The organism is uncultured Pseudoteredinibacter sp. (assembly GCF_947502065.1).
In the GTDB taxonomy this organism is placed as follows: Bacteria; Pseudomonadota; Gammaproteobacteria; order Pseudomonadales; family Cellvibrionaceae; genus Pseudoteredinibacter.
In genome coordinates, this window is the sequence record NZ_CANMYE010000003.1 from 331,192 (window position 1) to 345,565 (window position 14,374).

Annotated in this window: 11 protein-coding genes; 5 read left to right on the forward strand and 6 right to left on the reverse strand. The window is 45.5% G+C overall.

What is annotated here, in order from left to right; genetic code table 11:
• Positions 1 to 338: 338 nt before the first annotated feature.
• From Q1A41_RS11110 to Q1A41_RS11125, 4 genes are all read left to right on the forward strand, one after another.
• Complete coding sequence (locus Q1A41_RS11110) at positions 339 to 1,364, forward strand: MBL fold metallo-hydrolase (RefSeq protein WP_299978611.1); 1,026 nt, start codon at positions 339 to 341, stop codon at positions 1,362 to 1,364.
• Between the two features lie 248 nt (positions 1,365 to 1,612).
• Positions 1,613 to 2,200, forward strand: coding sequence for a helix-turn-helix transcriptional regulator (locus Q1A41_RS11115; RefSeq protein ID WP_299978614.1), 588 nt, complete (start codon positions 1,613 to 1,615; stop codon positions 2,198 to 2,200).
• Positions 2,201 to 2,212: 12 nt separating this feature from the next.
• The gene (locus tag Q1A41_RS11120; protein WP_299978617.1) at positions 2,213 to 2,668 is read left to right on the forward strand and encodes a PaaI family thioesterase; all 456 of its coding nucleotides are present in this window, start codon (positions 2,213 to 2,215) and stop codon (positions 2,666 to 2,668) included.
• Between the two features lie 13 nt (positions 2,669 to 2,681).
• Positions 2,682 to 3,101 (forward strand): nuclear transport factor 2 family protein, encoded by a 420-nt coding sequence (locus Q1A41_RS11125; RefSeq protein ID WP_299978620.1) that lies wholly within the window; start codon positions 2,682 to 2,684, stop codon positions 3,099 to 3,101.
• A 499-nt stretch (positions 3,102 to 3,600) separates the two neighbouring features.
• Here the strand turns inward: Q1A41_RS11125 and Q1A41_RS11130 are convergent, their stop codons facing one another.
• The 4 genes from Q1A41_RS11130 to Q1A41_RS11145 form a co-directional block, all read right to left on the reverse strand.
• Positions 3,601 to 4,443, reverse strand: coding sequence for an MBL fold metallo-hydrolase (locus Q1A41_RS11130; RefSeq protein ID WP_299978622.1), 843 nt, complete (start codon positions 4,441 to 4,443; stop codon positions 3,601 to 3,603).
• 86 nt (positions 4,444 to 4,529) lie between these two features.
• Complete coding sequence (locus Q1A41_RS11135) at positions 4,530 to 5,618, reverse strand: CvpA family protein (RefSeq protein ID WP_299978624.1); 1,089 nt, start codon at positions 5,616 to 5,618, stop codon at positions 4,530 to 4,532.
• A 41-nt stretch (positions 5,619 to 5,659) separates the two neighbouring features.
• Positions 5,660 to 6,283, reverse strand: coding sequence for an XRE family transcriptional regulator (locus tag Q1A41_RS11140; RefSeq protein ID WP_299978627.1), 624 nt, complete (start codon positions 6,281 to 6,283; stop codon positions 5,660 to 5,662).
• A 112-nt stretch (positions 6,284 to 6,395) separates the two neighbouring features.
• On the reverse strand, positions 6,396 to 9,212 hold the full coding sequence (locus Q1A41_RS11145; RefSeq protein WP_299978630.1) for an EAL domain-containing protein: 2,817 nt from the start codon (positions 9,210 to 9,212) through the stop codon (positions 6,396 to 6,398).
• A gap of 498 nt (positions 9,213 to 9,710) precedes the next feature.
• Between Q1A41_RS11145 and gcvP the strand changes: the two genes are divergently transcribed.
• The gene (gcvP, locus tag Q1A41_RS11150) at positions 9,711 to 12,590 is read left to right on the forward strand and encodes an aminomethyl-transferring glycine dehydrogenase (protein WP_299978633.1); all 2,880 of its coding nucleotides are present in this window, start codon (positions 9,711 to 9,713) and stop codon (positions 12,588 to 12,590) included.
• Between the two features lie 3 nt (positions 12,591 to 12,593).
• On the opposite strand, the gene Q1A41_RS11155 is transcribed toward gcvP, so the two are convergent.
• Together Q1A41_RS11155 and Q1A41_RS11160 are read right to left on the reverse strand one after the other, a co-directional pair.
• On the reverse strand, positions 12,594 to 13,106 hold the full coding sequence (locus tag Q1A41_RS11155; protein ID WP_299978636.1) for a GIY-YIG nuclease family protein: 513 nt from the start codon (positions 13,104 to 13,106) through the stop codon (positions 12,594 to 12,596).
• Between the two features lie 173 nt (positions 13,107 to 13,279).
• Entirely contained in the window at positions 13,280 to 14,362 is a 1,083-nt protein-coding gene (locus Q1A41_RS11160; RefSeq protein ID WP_299978639.1) for a phospholipase D-like domain-containing protein, read from the reverse strand.
• Between the last annotated feature and the right edge of the window lie 12 nt (positions 14,363 to 14,374).

Genomic DNA, 14,374 nt, shown 5'->3' on the forward strand with positions numbered 1-14,374 from the left:
GATACATTCCTTATTGATTTATTTTTCATCTGGACCTGATGAGCTGCAAGATTAGGCTAGGCTGTCTAAAAAAGCCCCAAATGTCCTTTTTAGACAGACTGCTTGATCCTTTTTACCCTTTGTTCGCTCAGCGGGAAGGCCTAGTATGATAGACAAAGAAATTATGTCGCTTAGCCGAGCCGAATACCAGTAGCGATTTCAAGACGATTCTCGGCCGCTATCCTGCTGAAACGACATAATTTAGAGCATACCCTATAATAAAGGCCTATTAGTCGATAGCCACGCGGTCGCCCGATGATTCAATATTCTTATTAAGCGGCACCGATTGAGAGAGTGATATGAGTGAATTTAGCATTGATTACAGTGAGCTTGCCGTTCCGCAAGCCGGTGATTTAACGGAAGTGGCAACTGGGGTGTACTGGATTAGAATGCCGGTTCCCTTCCACCCAAAACACATCAATGTTTATCTCTTACAAGATGCCAAAGGTTGGTATATCGTTGATACCGGCATCGGCAGTGAAGAAACCAAGCAACTGTGGGAAAAAATTTGCGATCGCATGATGATCGAAAAACCACTGCTTGGGGTTATCGCGACTCACCTGCACCCCGACCACCTTGGTTTAGCCGGCTGGTTGTGCGACAAATACCAGGCGAGCTTTTATATCACTCAGCGTGAATACCTAACAGCTCGCGCACTTTTTAAGGGCAATAATCGCGAAAACAACTGGGAGCTCACACAGTTTTATCATCGCTGCGGTTTAAATACCGAGCAGATGGAAGATTTCATTAAAAATACCGGCAGTTTATCCAAAATTACCGCGCCACTACCCATCTGCTACGAACGTTTAGAAGAAGGGCAAGAGCTCAATATCGCCGGCCGTCGCTGGCAAATTATTATTGGTTACGGCCACTCTCCAGAGCATGCCTGCTTGTATTGCCCTGAACTCAATATCTTATTATCAGGTGATCAAATATTACCTAAAATATCCCCCAATATTAGTGTGCAGTCCCTTGAGCCAAACCAATCACCCTTAAGTGAATACTTAATCTCGATGGAAAAGTTCTTCAAGCTACCAAAAGATTGCTTAGTGCTGCCATCCCATGGCGACCCATTTTACGGTTTGCACAACCGTCTTAATCAACTAAAAGCTGGCCACAAGAAAGATCTCGATGGGCTATTAGAGGCTTGCGAAAAGCCGATTCGTGCAGTTGATAGTATTGATATTATTTATAAGCGCGAATTAAAAGGCATTCAGTTTCGCCTAGCTATGGGTGAGGCCCTCGCCCACCTTAACCATCTTTGGAAGCAAGGGTTAATCAAGCGCGATTTTGATGAAGATGGCTGCTATCGTTATCAAAAATAAGACTCTTTAGAACACAGATGGACCCGATGGAGACTTTATCCGCGAGCCCAAAGAATAGTTATTATATTGAGTTCGCTCTTAGCAAAGCGCGCTTTAAGCACGTGCAGAGACTAGTGTTTTTCAATGATGATGGCTCGCTACAAAAAACTAGCGGGCAAGTCTTTTCCAATCATATGTCTCAGTTGTTCTTTTTCATAGAACCCTGTGAAAAAGAAGTAAAGGTTAGACCACATTTGAAGACCGGGAATTTGTTCAGTAAAAAACGAGCGACCATATCCCCTCTATGCCTATTCGGCATCCACTTTTACAACCCGGGTTTGAGCCTGCACGACATTCTAAACTGGGAAGAAACCCAGGGCCTGATAAACTATATATCCGCACGACACCCTCTAAAACCGAACTGCCCAAAAGACATAGCTGCTTTTGCGCCCCTATTAGATCGCATCGAAAATCGTGCAAACGACTATTATAGTGAAAGGCAGCAACAGCTGCTCAACAGCAACAACAGCCTTGAGCAGTATTCGAATGTCGAGTCTATTGCCGAACAAATGCATATGCACCCACGCACTTTGCAACGCCTTTGTAAAAGCACCTTAGGTTTTAGCCCTAAGCAGTGGCTATTGCAACTTAGGCGTGAATACAGTCTAAAAAACGGTCTAATAGACTGTCATTTATCACGCAGTTACTATAGCGACCAGGCCCACCAGATTAGAGAATTCAAACAATTTACTAAGCTGACACCCGGGCAATTCAGGAAAAGCTGGCAACAAAAAACTGTCCGATTTATTCAATCCCCTCACCCCATTGCCGATTTAGGATTGCTGCTCCACCACTAGAGAGCAGCGACCATGTCTACAGAAATAAGCTCGACAAATTCGAACTTCGAGCGTTTACGAGCCAGCTTTAATCAGCAAAATGCGATGAAAACACTGGGGATCGGCATCGAATCCGTTAGCAGCGGGCACATAGAACTACACATGCCATATCAGCCAAGCTTATGCCAGCAACACGGATTTATTCACGCTGGTATAACGACCGCGGCGCTAGACAGCGCCTGCGGCTACGCGGCTTTTACTCAAATGCCAGAGGGAAGTGGCATCCTCACCGTGGAATTTAAAACCACACTATTAGCTCCCGCTAAGGGGGAGTATTTCATTTATCGAGGCGAGTTAATCCGAGCCGGACGCCAACTGTATTTTAGCCAGGCCAAAGCCTTCGCTATTCACGAAGGGAAAGAAAGCTGTATTGCAACAATGAGTGCAACGCTAATGTGCATACAGGGCAGAGAAGAAATTAAAAACTAAATAGGTGATTAACATGCAATTTTCAGGATTCAGCGAAGAACAGGCCAGGGATTTCGCCGCGAAATGGCACCCCGCCTGGACAGGAAACCAACCGGAGTTACTTCTCAGCTTTTACAGCGAAGACGCTATTTATATGGATGGAGGTCTAATTAAGCCTCTTAAGGGGCACGAAGAAATTAGGCCTCACTTTGAAAAACTCTTAAGCCAAAACCCAAACTGGGTATGGCGACAACGCTACGCGATCCCCATGCAGGATGGATTTGTGAACCATTGGCATGTCAGCGCACCCGTCGGCGATAAAACCGTGGAAATTGACGGAGTTTGTCTTGTGCACCTGCGTGATGGAAAAATCTACCGCAATGAAGTCTATTTTGACCGTCACGAATTGATCAGCGAGATTCTAAGTTACCAATCGAGCGTAACACTAAGCTAAGCACCCAGATACATTAAAATGTTGAGCCCATACTACTAACTGGGCTCATGCAAACCATAGATCGAGACTAAGCGCTCACTATAGCCGTGCACAAGCAGGATGATATTTTGACATGTATCATGTATTACCTTCTCTAACGAAGAAAATAACTTTTCAACACTCGATGTGTTATTGACACAATTGATAACGGAGATATTGGCAAATGTATTGAGCCCGTTATTATAGACTCAAGGTGAGTAACAACTCGCAGCCAGCCCTTGGAGTGTTAATAATCACCTCAAGAAATTTATGAGAAAGCCGGGATAAATACTAGAATACAGCTTAGCCAGCTAGCAAACTACCCTGTTTAATCAGGGTAGCCAAAATCGCCTTCAAATAGCAATACTCCAAATATATAGACTCAAACCTAATCTGATAATTCGGCTGTTAGGGATTTGACTCTATCGTTCAGTCTCTTGTTAAAATTAAGCCCGGCACCCTCCGCTACACCCAATGGAGACTATTCTGCCATCTCTTCGGCTAGTTTTTTGGAGCCACGAGATGCAAGCAACCCAAGAAATTCTTGAAAACCCTTTGCATCTATATACGGGTTTTTGTCATGGCCAACCCCACTTTTCCTTTCAAAAAGCTGATTCATCCGTGGGTGACTTGCTAGGTTAACTTCAATGACTGGCTCAATCTGAGACAACTTTTTAATTCGTTGCACGCTTTCAACATAGCTCTTGGCAAGCTCAAGACCTTTAAAATTTGTACCATTTCCACCTACAACAAAGGCTCGATGCTTTTTGCCATTGTCTTTCACCTGGAAGTCTATAGATAAGCCACCTAATGTGTGCCCTGGGGTTAAATAGAGTTTAAATTTAGTGTTGCCTACTGTTAATTCGTCACCATCGTTGACAAAATTTTCGACTTTGGGGGCGACAAATAGGCTTTTCCCTTTACTTTCCTGTGCTTCCTTGGCTGTTAGGTCAAGAGCATCAGAAGACATTATTACTTCGGCACCAAACTTACTTTGAAGGTAGGCGGCATTACCAACGTGATCTGAATGTCCATGAGTAATTATTATGTATTTAAGGTTTTGAGGAGCAAAGCCCAAGCTTTTTATACTACCTGGAATCCAACGCCCATAAGGACTTTCCAAAGTATCTATAAGAACAAGGCCCCCTGATGTATCGATTAGATACGAAGACACCCATTTATCCCCGACGTAATACACATTATCAAACATCTGAAATGGCTCGATAAACCCATTTGCATCTGTTCTATCTGGAACATCCCCCTCTTTGCCGGCCGCACTTAATGCAATGAATAATATCGATAAGGCTAAGATTACGATCTTCACAATTTTTATACTGCTCAATTTTTTAGAAATAAGACTTCCATTGCACTCATTATGGCGATTGCCAGATTGAGTGCTGATTTACAGCTCTAATCCGGTTTCTGATCAGAGTAGTGATGATTACCCTCGTCATCTACCCAATGGTAAACCTTATCGCTAGGCTCTGGGTATGAAGCTTTCTGTTCTGTCTCATTATTCGATGCTTCACCTTTCGGCGCTGGAGTATTTTGGAAAGCTTCCAGTATTTGCTCAAACTTTGGGTTCGAAAACAATGCGAAGTAGTCTTTATTTTTAATCTGCTTCTGTAACTCAGGGTCTTGCATGATTTGCATAATTTTTGGATTGTTACGCAAAGACTCCATGCGACTAAAAGCACTTCCTACAGTCTTGGCCAGGGCTTGCTCGCCGCCGGCCTGATCCGCCAAGCCGGATTCTTTTACCAAATCCTGCATTGCAGGCTGCTGCATGACGGCCTGAAATTTCTTGTCTTTCAATAGCGCTTCGCTGTCACCGCTTCGCATTAATTGAACGCTATCTTTATCCTGCAACAATTCCCTAAAAGCGGGGCTTTCACCGATACTTCGCAAGCGCTTCGCGTTGGATAGCGGATCGCGCATTATAGCTTGCACTAAGGCTTGATCTTCAGTTTCTGCGCCCGCTAACTGAAGAGCTCGACCGCTTAAGCCCCCTACCATACCCTTGGCCAAGCTCGATAATTTTAGATCCCATTGATGATTGGCTTTAGGCGTTAACTGGGGTAATTCTGAAGATAGTAAGCTCATTGCCCAAATTAAAAACAGCGCAAAGATAGAGCCAAGCCCACCCCCAATAATTGCTCCGAAGGGATCTTTTGCACTGCTTGGCGGCTTTTCTTCAGTTGGCGCTTTCCAAGGTAATAGCAATTTGATCAGGGCCACTAAAATGCGCAAACAAAGAGAGATGGCAAAGCCACCAAGCCCTAACAATGCACCACCAGCCAACAGATTACTGAATAAAAAGCCAATCCCAGCAACCTCACTAAGATAGGCAGAAAAAGGTTTTAGGTAGAGATATAAAAGCCCGTAAGCACCAAGAAAAGACAGTAAGCGAATAAGCGTCTTTAGCCAACCATTACGCCAGCCTATATAGAGCCCCAACAACAAACAGATCAGGAAAACTATACTGAACAGCCCCATCATATCCCCCAGTGTTTCGCCTTAAAATCGATTAGCTCATGTGTTTAACGGGTCGTTACCCAAAGCACCTGGGCATCTTCTTCGCTCAAAGATACCAAGCAATGCCCCATTTTGGCGTCGTAATACATGCTATCACCTTCTTCCAGCTCCACTGGCTCATAGAACTCGGTATGCACTGCCACCCGCCCCGATAGAACCAGCATAAACTCCTCACCTTCGTGGCGAACCCAATCTTCAAAATCATCAAAAGAGCGGGCTCTTACTGTACATTTAAAAGGCACCATCTTTTTGTGACGAATATCGGATGCCAGCAGCTCGTGCTCATAGGTACTGGTTGGGTGAGCTTTACCCTCGCCGGCGCGAGTCACATCACGGCGACCATTTGCCTCAGGACCATCCGCTGGAGGTACAAAAAGTTGGGGAATATCGATCCCCAAGCCTTTGGTCAGCTTTTGCACAGCCTGAAAGGTTGGCGAGATTTGCTCGTTTTCTATTTTGGATAAGGTCGAGCGAGCAAGGCCGGTAAGATTGCTGGCCTCTTCCAAGGTGAGACTATTGGCTAGACGGATTTCCTTGAGTCGTTTACCCAATTGCAATGGCTCGACAAAACTATCGTCGTCCTTACGGGCTACCGCCAATACGGATACATCTCCGCTTTCTACACTCACTGCATCACCTACGATTGAAGATTAAGTGGGCGATTATAGCTTGTGTACAAAGGAACTGCGACAGCGGCAGGATGGAAGAAAACGGCCAGCCTAAACTGGAGGCTCGCCTAGACTAGAGACTACTGGATTTACGAGGAACCAGCTTTACAGGGCTGTAGCGCTCATTGAGCCACATTTTAAGATCGGCCAGAGGCATGGGCCTAGCAAAAAAGAAGCCTTGGGCCATATTACACTGATGCATCTGCAGTAGTTGAAGCTGCTCATCGGTTTCAACACCTTCGGCCACTACCGATAAGCCAAGCTTATGAGCCATGGCCAATACGCTCTCAACCAGCGCCAGATCCTCTTTATCATCAACAATATCACGCACAAAAGAGCGGTCGATTTTGAGCCAGTCTACCGGGAAGCGGCGCAGATAACTCAAGGATGAATAACCCGTACCGAAATCATCAATGGCAATTTTGATGCCGGCTTTACGAAGCTGATCCAATATCTCGTATACACGATCATCTTCCATCAGGATGGATTCGGTAATCTCAATGGTAATTGGCGGGCGTTCGGCAGGTGACAGCAAATTTTGCAACCAAACCTCTTCACAGCCAGCGGAGCCGAAGAATTCCCGATAAGATTTATTTAGCGACAGGCCAATATCCAAATCGAATTCGCGATTAACTTTTAATATATCCGATATCGCCGTTTCCATTGAAATTTCCCCCAACTGAGTAATCAAACCAACATCCTCAGCTAAAGGGATAAACTTGTCGGGGGAAATAAAGCCTTGCTTAGGATGTTGCCAACGAAGCAATGCTTCCACTTCACATATCTCGCCACTGTGGAGATCGATAATTGGCTGATAAAATACTTTTAATTGATTTTTCTCAATCGCATCAATCAAATCCATATGTAAGCGCAATCGCTCATCAGCATCATCTTGCATTAGCGCGGTATAGTAACGGAAGCGATTACGCCCAAGCTCTTTAGCCGCATACATGGCTTGGTCTGCATTTTTTAATAGGACGTCGGCAGATTGGGCATCATCTGGAAATAGTGTCACCCCTATGCTTGCGGTAACATAGATCTGATTCCCACTGATACAAACTGGCTGTTTTAATTCTTCGATAATTTTTCGAGCTACGATATCAACGCACTTTTCATCTTTGATTTGACTGGCGATCAAGGTGAACTCATCGCCACTGCGCCTCGATAGCGTATCCGACTCGCGGGTACAAGCACTTAGGCGCCCAGCCACTATTTGCAGCAACTGATCACCCACCGCGTGCCCTAAGGAATCGTTTACCGCCTTAAAGCGATCAAGATCAATAAACAATAGGGCAAATTTTTCGCCGCTTCTACTGGCGCTCGCCACAGCAGCAACCAAACGATTATCAAACAAACTACGATTGGGCAATTGTGTTAACGTATCGTAATTGGCCTGGCGCAAGATGGTCAGCTCAGATTTTTTACGTTCAGTGATATTCTGAATGGCGCCTTTAATCTTCACATGCCCATTTAAATGAATTTCTGAATAGGCTTGTATGGCGACCCACTTTTTACGGCCATCATCTAAATTAAGCTGTAATTCTAGGGAGGACTCACAAGCAGATCGACTGAGCTGACGAACAGATTCAATAACCTTTTCTTGGCATTCGGCTTCGATAATATCCAAAAACTCAGTATCGCCAAGCGGCCCTTTATTGAAGGGCACCCCCAAAATTTTAAAGACTTCTCTGGACCAATAAACAAAGCCTTTACCCTTTTCATACTCAAAACCCCCAACACTGGCAATTCGCCCTACTTGCGCCAACATTCGCTCTCGATATCGCAAAGCAGAAATCAGCTTTTTGCGCTCATCACTTTGGCGAATTCTAAGCTGCAATAAAAAACCACCCATCATTATCAAAAATAGAAATGCCAAGCGTAAGCCGTTTAAGGCGGAGGGTAGGTTTTCAGGGGTGTTACTGGGTATTGAAGCCAATTGCCATATTTCGGCACCAATCAGCATTTCACTGATCACGGGGCTGCTGTCAAAGATAGCGGCATCACCATAAAATACCGCACTGTGCTCACCGCTAAAACGTTTTTTACGAGCCGCTATTTTTTCGGTTTTCGCTAACTCAGTTAGCCCTGCAACCTGATACACCTCAGCTACCAGCATTGGCGATGAAATAATCCCCCAAAACAGCTCTTTTCCTGATTCAGGTTCAACATAATATACCGGCGCTCGCCCAATGAAGGCCTGCCCGCCTTGCACAAGATCAATCGGGCCCGCTACCAGCATACGTCGCTGCTGGGCAACCCTCAGTACATCATCACGCTGATCTACTAGCTGCATGTAATCTAGGCCAACGGCAGATTCATTACCCTTTAAGGGGTAAACGTATCGAATCTTAAAATCAGGTGCCGCGGCAAAATTAAGCAGTAAAGTCTCGGTTCTTAAAATTTCTTTGGCGTAGGAGTTGAAGTCATCCTTGCTGAGCTTTGGGTTAGCCGCAATCGCGATACCCATCCCTTTAATAAGTGATAGGTTATTGTTTAAGATGCTATCAAGATTGGCCCGCACCATATCTAAGCGCCTTGCGACATTGGCACGCTCATCCTGCTCATAGCGATAGGAAATGTAGTGTTCTAACCACGCTTCCAAAGCGAAAAGCAGTACTAACACCCCAGCTAAGAAGGCCCACTGACGGCTAGTTTTTAAATTGATAAAGGCCAGCACGACAATCAAAAGAATAAGCGCGAAGGCTGCGGCAACTGCACCGATCAGTAAAGAAGGCACATCGTGTAAGCCCAGATCAGGTAATTTGTGTGGCGGAGTGATGTCTGTCGCGGGCAAGCTAATAGCGTTTAAAGAAGTGGCGGTATCCTCAACGCTGGGTAAAGGCAGGTTTTGCGCTGAATCACCATAAGAAGCACCAGCAACAAACAACACAACTAACAGCAACAAAAGCTGTAGGAATATGCGTCTTTGTTCAAATCTATCTGTTATTGCTTTTATAGGTATCAAGGCTTTAGCCACTCATCGCAGGGAATGATTGTAAGGCTCCTGCTTCCTGCCAATCAGCAAGTGCGGCGCTTCCAATCAAAAACCCTGTTTTTATTAGTACATTGAAGGTTATCGCCCGATAAGGTCATAGCTTAAGCAATAAATATGATTATTGAGCGCCAATCCAGCACTTAAGTGCTAATTTAGTGCAATTAGTGAACATACATCGGGTAAATGGTCGTTTATTAGACAAGCTGTTTCCTATAGGAAATTTCCATTGCCCTATAGGAAACCCGTTTGCTAAAATTGCCGCCACTTTTTAATTGCCATTTTGGCCCCATGCACCCAAACGCCCGCCGTTACTGGCCTGGGCGAGATTTGCGCCTTGCTGAAAGCTTCTAAGATGAAGCAAAAGCAGCGATTGCGCCGCACAAAGGTATGTCTATGTCCGCTACTCCGTATCAGACCCTGGCCCATCACGATGAGTTTATCAGCCGCCATATTGGTCCTAATTCCGCCCAAGTAGAGGCCATGTTGGCCGAGCTAGGTGTAAGTACTGTTGAAGAGCTCATCGAGAAAACCGTACCCAATGGCATTTTGAAAAAAGATGCCTTGGACTTGGCTGATGCCGTAAGCGAGCAACAGGCTTTAGCGGAAATCCGTACGATTGCCGATAAAAACCAGGTATTTAAAAGCTACATTGGCATGGGCTACCACGATACCTATGTACCTAATGTTATCCTGCGCAATGTATTGGAAAACCCAGGTTGGTATACCGCCTACACCCCTTACCAGCCGGAGATTGCCCAAGGCCGCTTGGAAGGCTTAATTAATTTCCAGCAAATGGCGATGGATCTAACCGGTATGGAAATCGCCAACGCCTCTATGTTGGATGAAGGCACGGCGGCCGCCGAAGCCATGGCCATGTGTAAGCGCCAGATGAAGAAGAACAAATCTAATACCTTCTTTATTGATGCGGCGACTCACCCACAGACCATTGCGGTGATTGAAACCCGCGCCGAACACTTCGGCTTTGAAATCAAAGTGGGTAATCCTGAAACCGATCTAGAAGGTTTGGAATACTTCGGTGTATTGTTGCAATACCCAGGCACCAGTGGTGAGATCAAAGATTTAACAGCCATCATCGATCAGGCGCACGCCGCCGATGCTTTGGTAACTGTAGCCGCCGATATCATGAGCTTGGTGCTATTGAAATCACCAGGCAGCATGGGCGCCGATGTAGTGGTAGGTACCAACCAACGTTTTGGTGTACCCATGGGCTTTGGTGGTCCACACGCTGCTTTCTTTGCTTTCCGCGAAAAGTACAAGCGTTCCGCCCCTGGGCGTATCATTGGTGTTTCTATCGATGCCCGCGGCAAACAAGCTTACCGCATGGCCATGCAAACTCGCGAGCAGCATATCCGCCGCGAAAAAGCGAACTCCAATATTTGTACCTCACAAGTTTTACTGGCTCTGATGAGCGGCTTCTACGCGGTATACCACGGCCCAGATGGCCTGCGTCGTATCGCCAATCGTATCAACCGCCTAACGACCGTATTGGCCAAAGGCTTGGAACAAGCTGGCGTTAAACTGGTACACGATACTTATTTCGATACCCTAGCTATCGAAGCCGACAACAGCGCCGACATTCTATCGCGCGCTGCAGCTAAAGAAATCAACCTACGTCAGCTAGGCGAAGAGCACATTACCCTTAGCTTGAACGAAACCACCAAGCTGGCCGATGTAAGCGAGCTATTGGAAGTAATTACTGGCCAAGCGATCGATGCGGTTGCCATTGAAGCCGAGCTTGAAGCCAACGAAGGTATTCCAGCTGAGCTAGTCCGTGACGATGCTATCCTGAGCCACCCAGTATTTAATCGCTACCACAGCGAAACCGAAATGCTGCGTTACTTGAAGCGTTTGGAAAGCAAGGACATCGCCCTGAATCACTCGATGATTCCATTGGGCAGTTGCACCATGAAGCTAAACGCTACCGCCGAAATGATTCCAGTAACCTGGCCTGAATTTGGTCGCATCCACCCATTCGCACCGATCGATCAAGCCAAAGGCTACCAGCAGATGTTTACCGAGCTGGAAAAAATGCTGCAAGAATGTACCGGTTACGATGCGGTAAGCCTGCAGCCTAACTCCGGTGCCCAAGGTGAGTACGCTGGCCTGCTAGCCATCAAAAAATACCATCAAAGCAAAGGCGAATTCGATCGCGATATCTGCTTGATTCCTTCTTCAGCTCACGGTACTAACCCAGCTTCTGCACAAATGGCGGGCATGAAAGTTGTGGTAACCAAGTGCGATGCCAACGGTAACGTTTGCATGGATGACATCCGCGCGAAGGTGGAAGAATACGGTCAGCGTATCTCTTGCATTATGGTGACCTACCCATCCACCCACGGTGTATTTGAAGAAGAAATCGTAGAGCTATGCGATTTGATTCACTCCGTAGGCGGCCAGGTTTATGTCGATGGCGCCAACATGAATGCCCTTGTAGGCATTGCCGGCCCAGGTAGCTTTGGTGGTGATGTATCTCACTTAAACCTACACAAAACCTTCTGTATTCCACACGGTGGCGGCGGTCCGGGTATGGGCCCTATCGGCGTGAAAGAACACTTAGCACCGTTTGTTGCCGGTCACCCGGTACAACCAGTGCCAGGCACCGAAGTGGCCAACGGTGTGGTATCAGCCGCACCTTGGGGCAGCGCCTCTATCCTGCCAATCTCTTATATGTACATTAAGATGATGGGCAGCAAAGGCATGAAAATGGCCAGCCAATACGCCATGCTAAACGCCAACTATGTCGCCAAAAAACTAGGCGAGCACTACCCTATTTTGTTTAAAGGCAAAAACGGTTTTGTGGCCCACGAGTGTTTGCTAGACCTACGCCCACTAAAAGAAGCCAGCGGCATTACCGAAGAAGATATCGCCAAGCGCCTTAACGACTTCGGTTACCACGCCCCGACTATGAGTTTCCCAGTAGCGGGCACGCTAATGATCGAGCCAACCGAATCCGAATCGAAAGAAGAATTGGATCGCTTTATCGAAGCCATGGTTACTATCCGCAAGGAAATCGCCCAGGTAGAATCCGGTGAGTATCCAAAGGATAACAACCCACTACACAACGCCCCACACACCCAAGACGATGTCATGGCCGCCGAATGGGATCGCCCATACAGTCGCGAAATCGCAGCCCGCCCAGCCGAGTGGTTAAAGCATCATAAGGTTTGGCCAACAGTGAACCGTATTGATAATGTGTATGGTGATCGTAACTTGGTGTGTTCTTGTCCTAGTATTGAAGAGTATATGGATTAACATTCAATCTTGTCGATTTTGAATAAAGATTGTGAAAACTACTAACGGGCCTGAGGGCCCGTTTTTTATGGGAGACGAGGGCTTTAATCTGGGAGTTTTACCCTTAAGGCCTTTTATAGTACCCACCAACAAAGCCTCCTGTTGAACAGGTGCCCTGGCAAGTGTTTTAAATAAATCCACACCCAATACTGGCAAAAGCTGTAACATCTTTTCCTGAAAGACATCCATTTCAGCTTGATCCATTTCCGGCAGTTTAGCTCCGCTACTAGCATTATTTTGGACAAGTTCTCTGCCTGCGTTGTTGGCTTGTTGAATTAATGATCCTTCCAAGTATATCATATGCGCTTTGGTAAGGTTTTCATCTTTGGATACAAAAGCAATAACATGCGTCCAATCATCACGTTCACGATGTTGCTTGAGACGTTTAACCACTGACTCAGCTTCACCTATATATAAGGTCTCTTGGTCATTTTCAGGATCGATACCAGTGAGAAGATAGACACCTGGACTAACCAATTTTTCTCGTTTTAATAGTTCAGATAATTCAGAACGCGGCCCCGCAATGGCTTTCCCCGTCCAATTGGAAATTTCTGCGGTACGTATACCTGCCGGCTTTCCATCTAGCAGGAAGATCTTAATTGTTGCTGGCTGTATGAATAATCCTATTAAAAATCGAAATTTATTAACTGCTAATCAAATTTTCGAATTTCAGATATAAGAAACTCCGCAAAACCTTTAGTTATTTCTACTTTATCGCTGCCAAAATTTAGGGTGCCCAAACTCCTAGCCCCAGCCTGAGTAACAATCTCATCAGGGTTCTGTTCAAGAAACCGCTCAAGAAGAACCTTTCTATCAAGATCATACTCCCACCAACAAGCACCATACTCCGTAGACAGGCTTCGACCTTCAATATGCCAGGGCCAGCGTTCTTTCCAGGGGTTTTGTTGTTTTTCTTCGTGTGTAGCTTCTTTAGGTGAGCCGGTAATTTGGAAATAGGAGAGCAAGCAGCCACAACCCACAGCGGTGGTTATTATAATATCGCCCGCTCTTATTGCGCCGACTCCCTTTTTGGAAAAGGCTAGATCTTGGTGTAAGTCAGAAAAGTCGCGCCTATCTTCTTTGTAAATAGGATCTTCTGAGACACCAATAGGTTTTAGCCAGTATCGAGGGTTATCGTTGTTATTAGCTCCCTGATTATAAACATTCTCCATGATGTCAGAGTCTGGAGTTACCACCTTAGCCCATTCAGGGTTATCACGTTGATACTGCTCAGAGAACATAAGCAATCTATCTACGATTGATTCTGTAACATCAGGGTAATCGATGCATTCAAGTACTTCATTCTCTAGCTGCTCTATGGCTTCTTTATCGTCAATTAATAAACCCCACTCGTTATTATTATAAAAACCATTTTGAGTTAGGTTGGCAGACGTCACTATGGCTTTTTGCGAGTCATTTTCCCTAAAAATATAGATCTTTCCATGCAGGCTATTATCAATATGAACTTTTACTTTAGCATTGGGGCAGTTAGATTTTATTAGCTTATAAAAGGACTTCAATGACTTGGGTTTTGTGATTTGATCCTGATCGTTTTTCTTGAGCGTTGTTACCAAAACAATAGAGTTTATCTTTGAAAAGTCCACCTCATTGAATAAAGCCTCAAAATCACCAGTTAAAAATGGGGAAACAAAGAACAAATCACTACTAGAATCGGATAATAAATCTGCGACTAACTTGCCATGGCTTGAGCTTACATTCGATGTTATTTCCATTTAAGAGTTCTC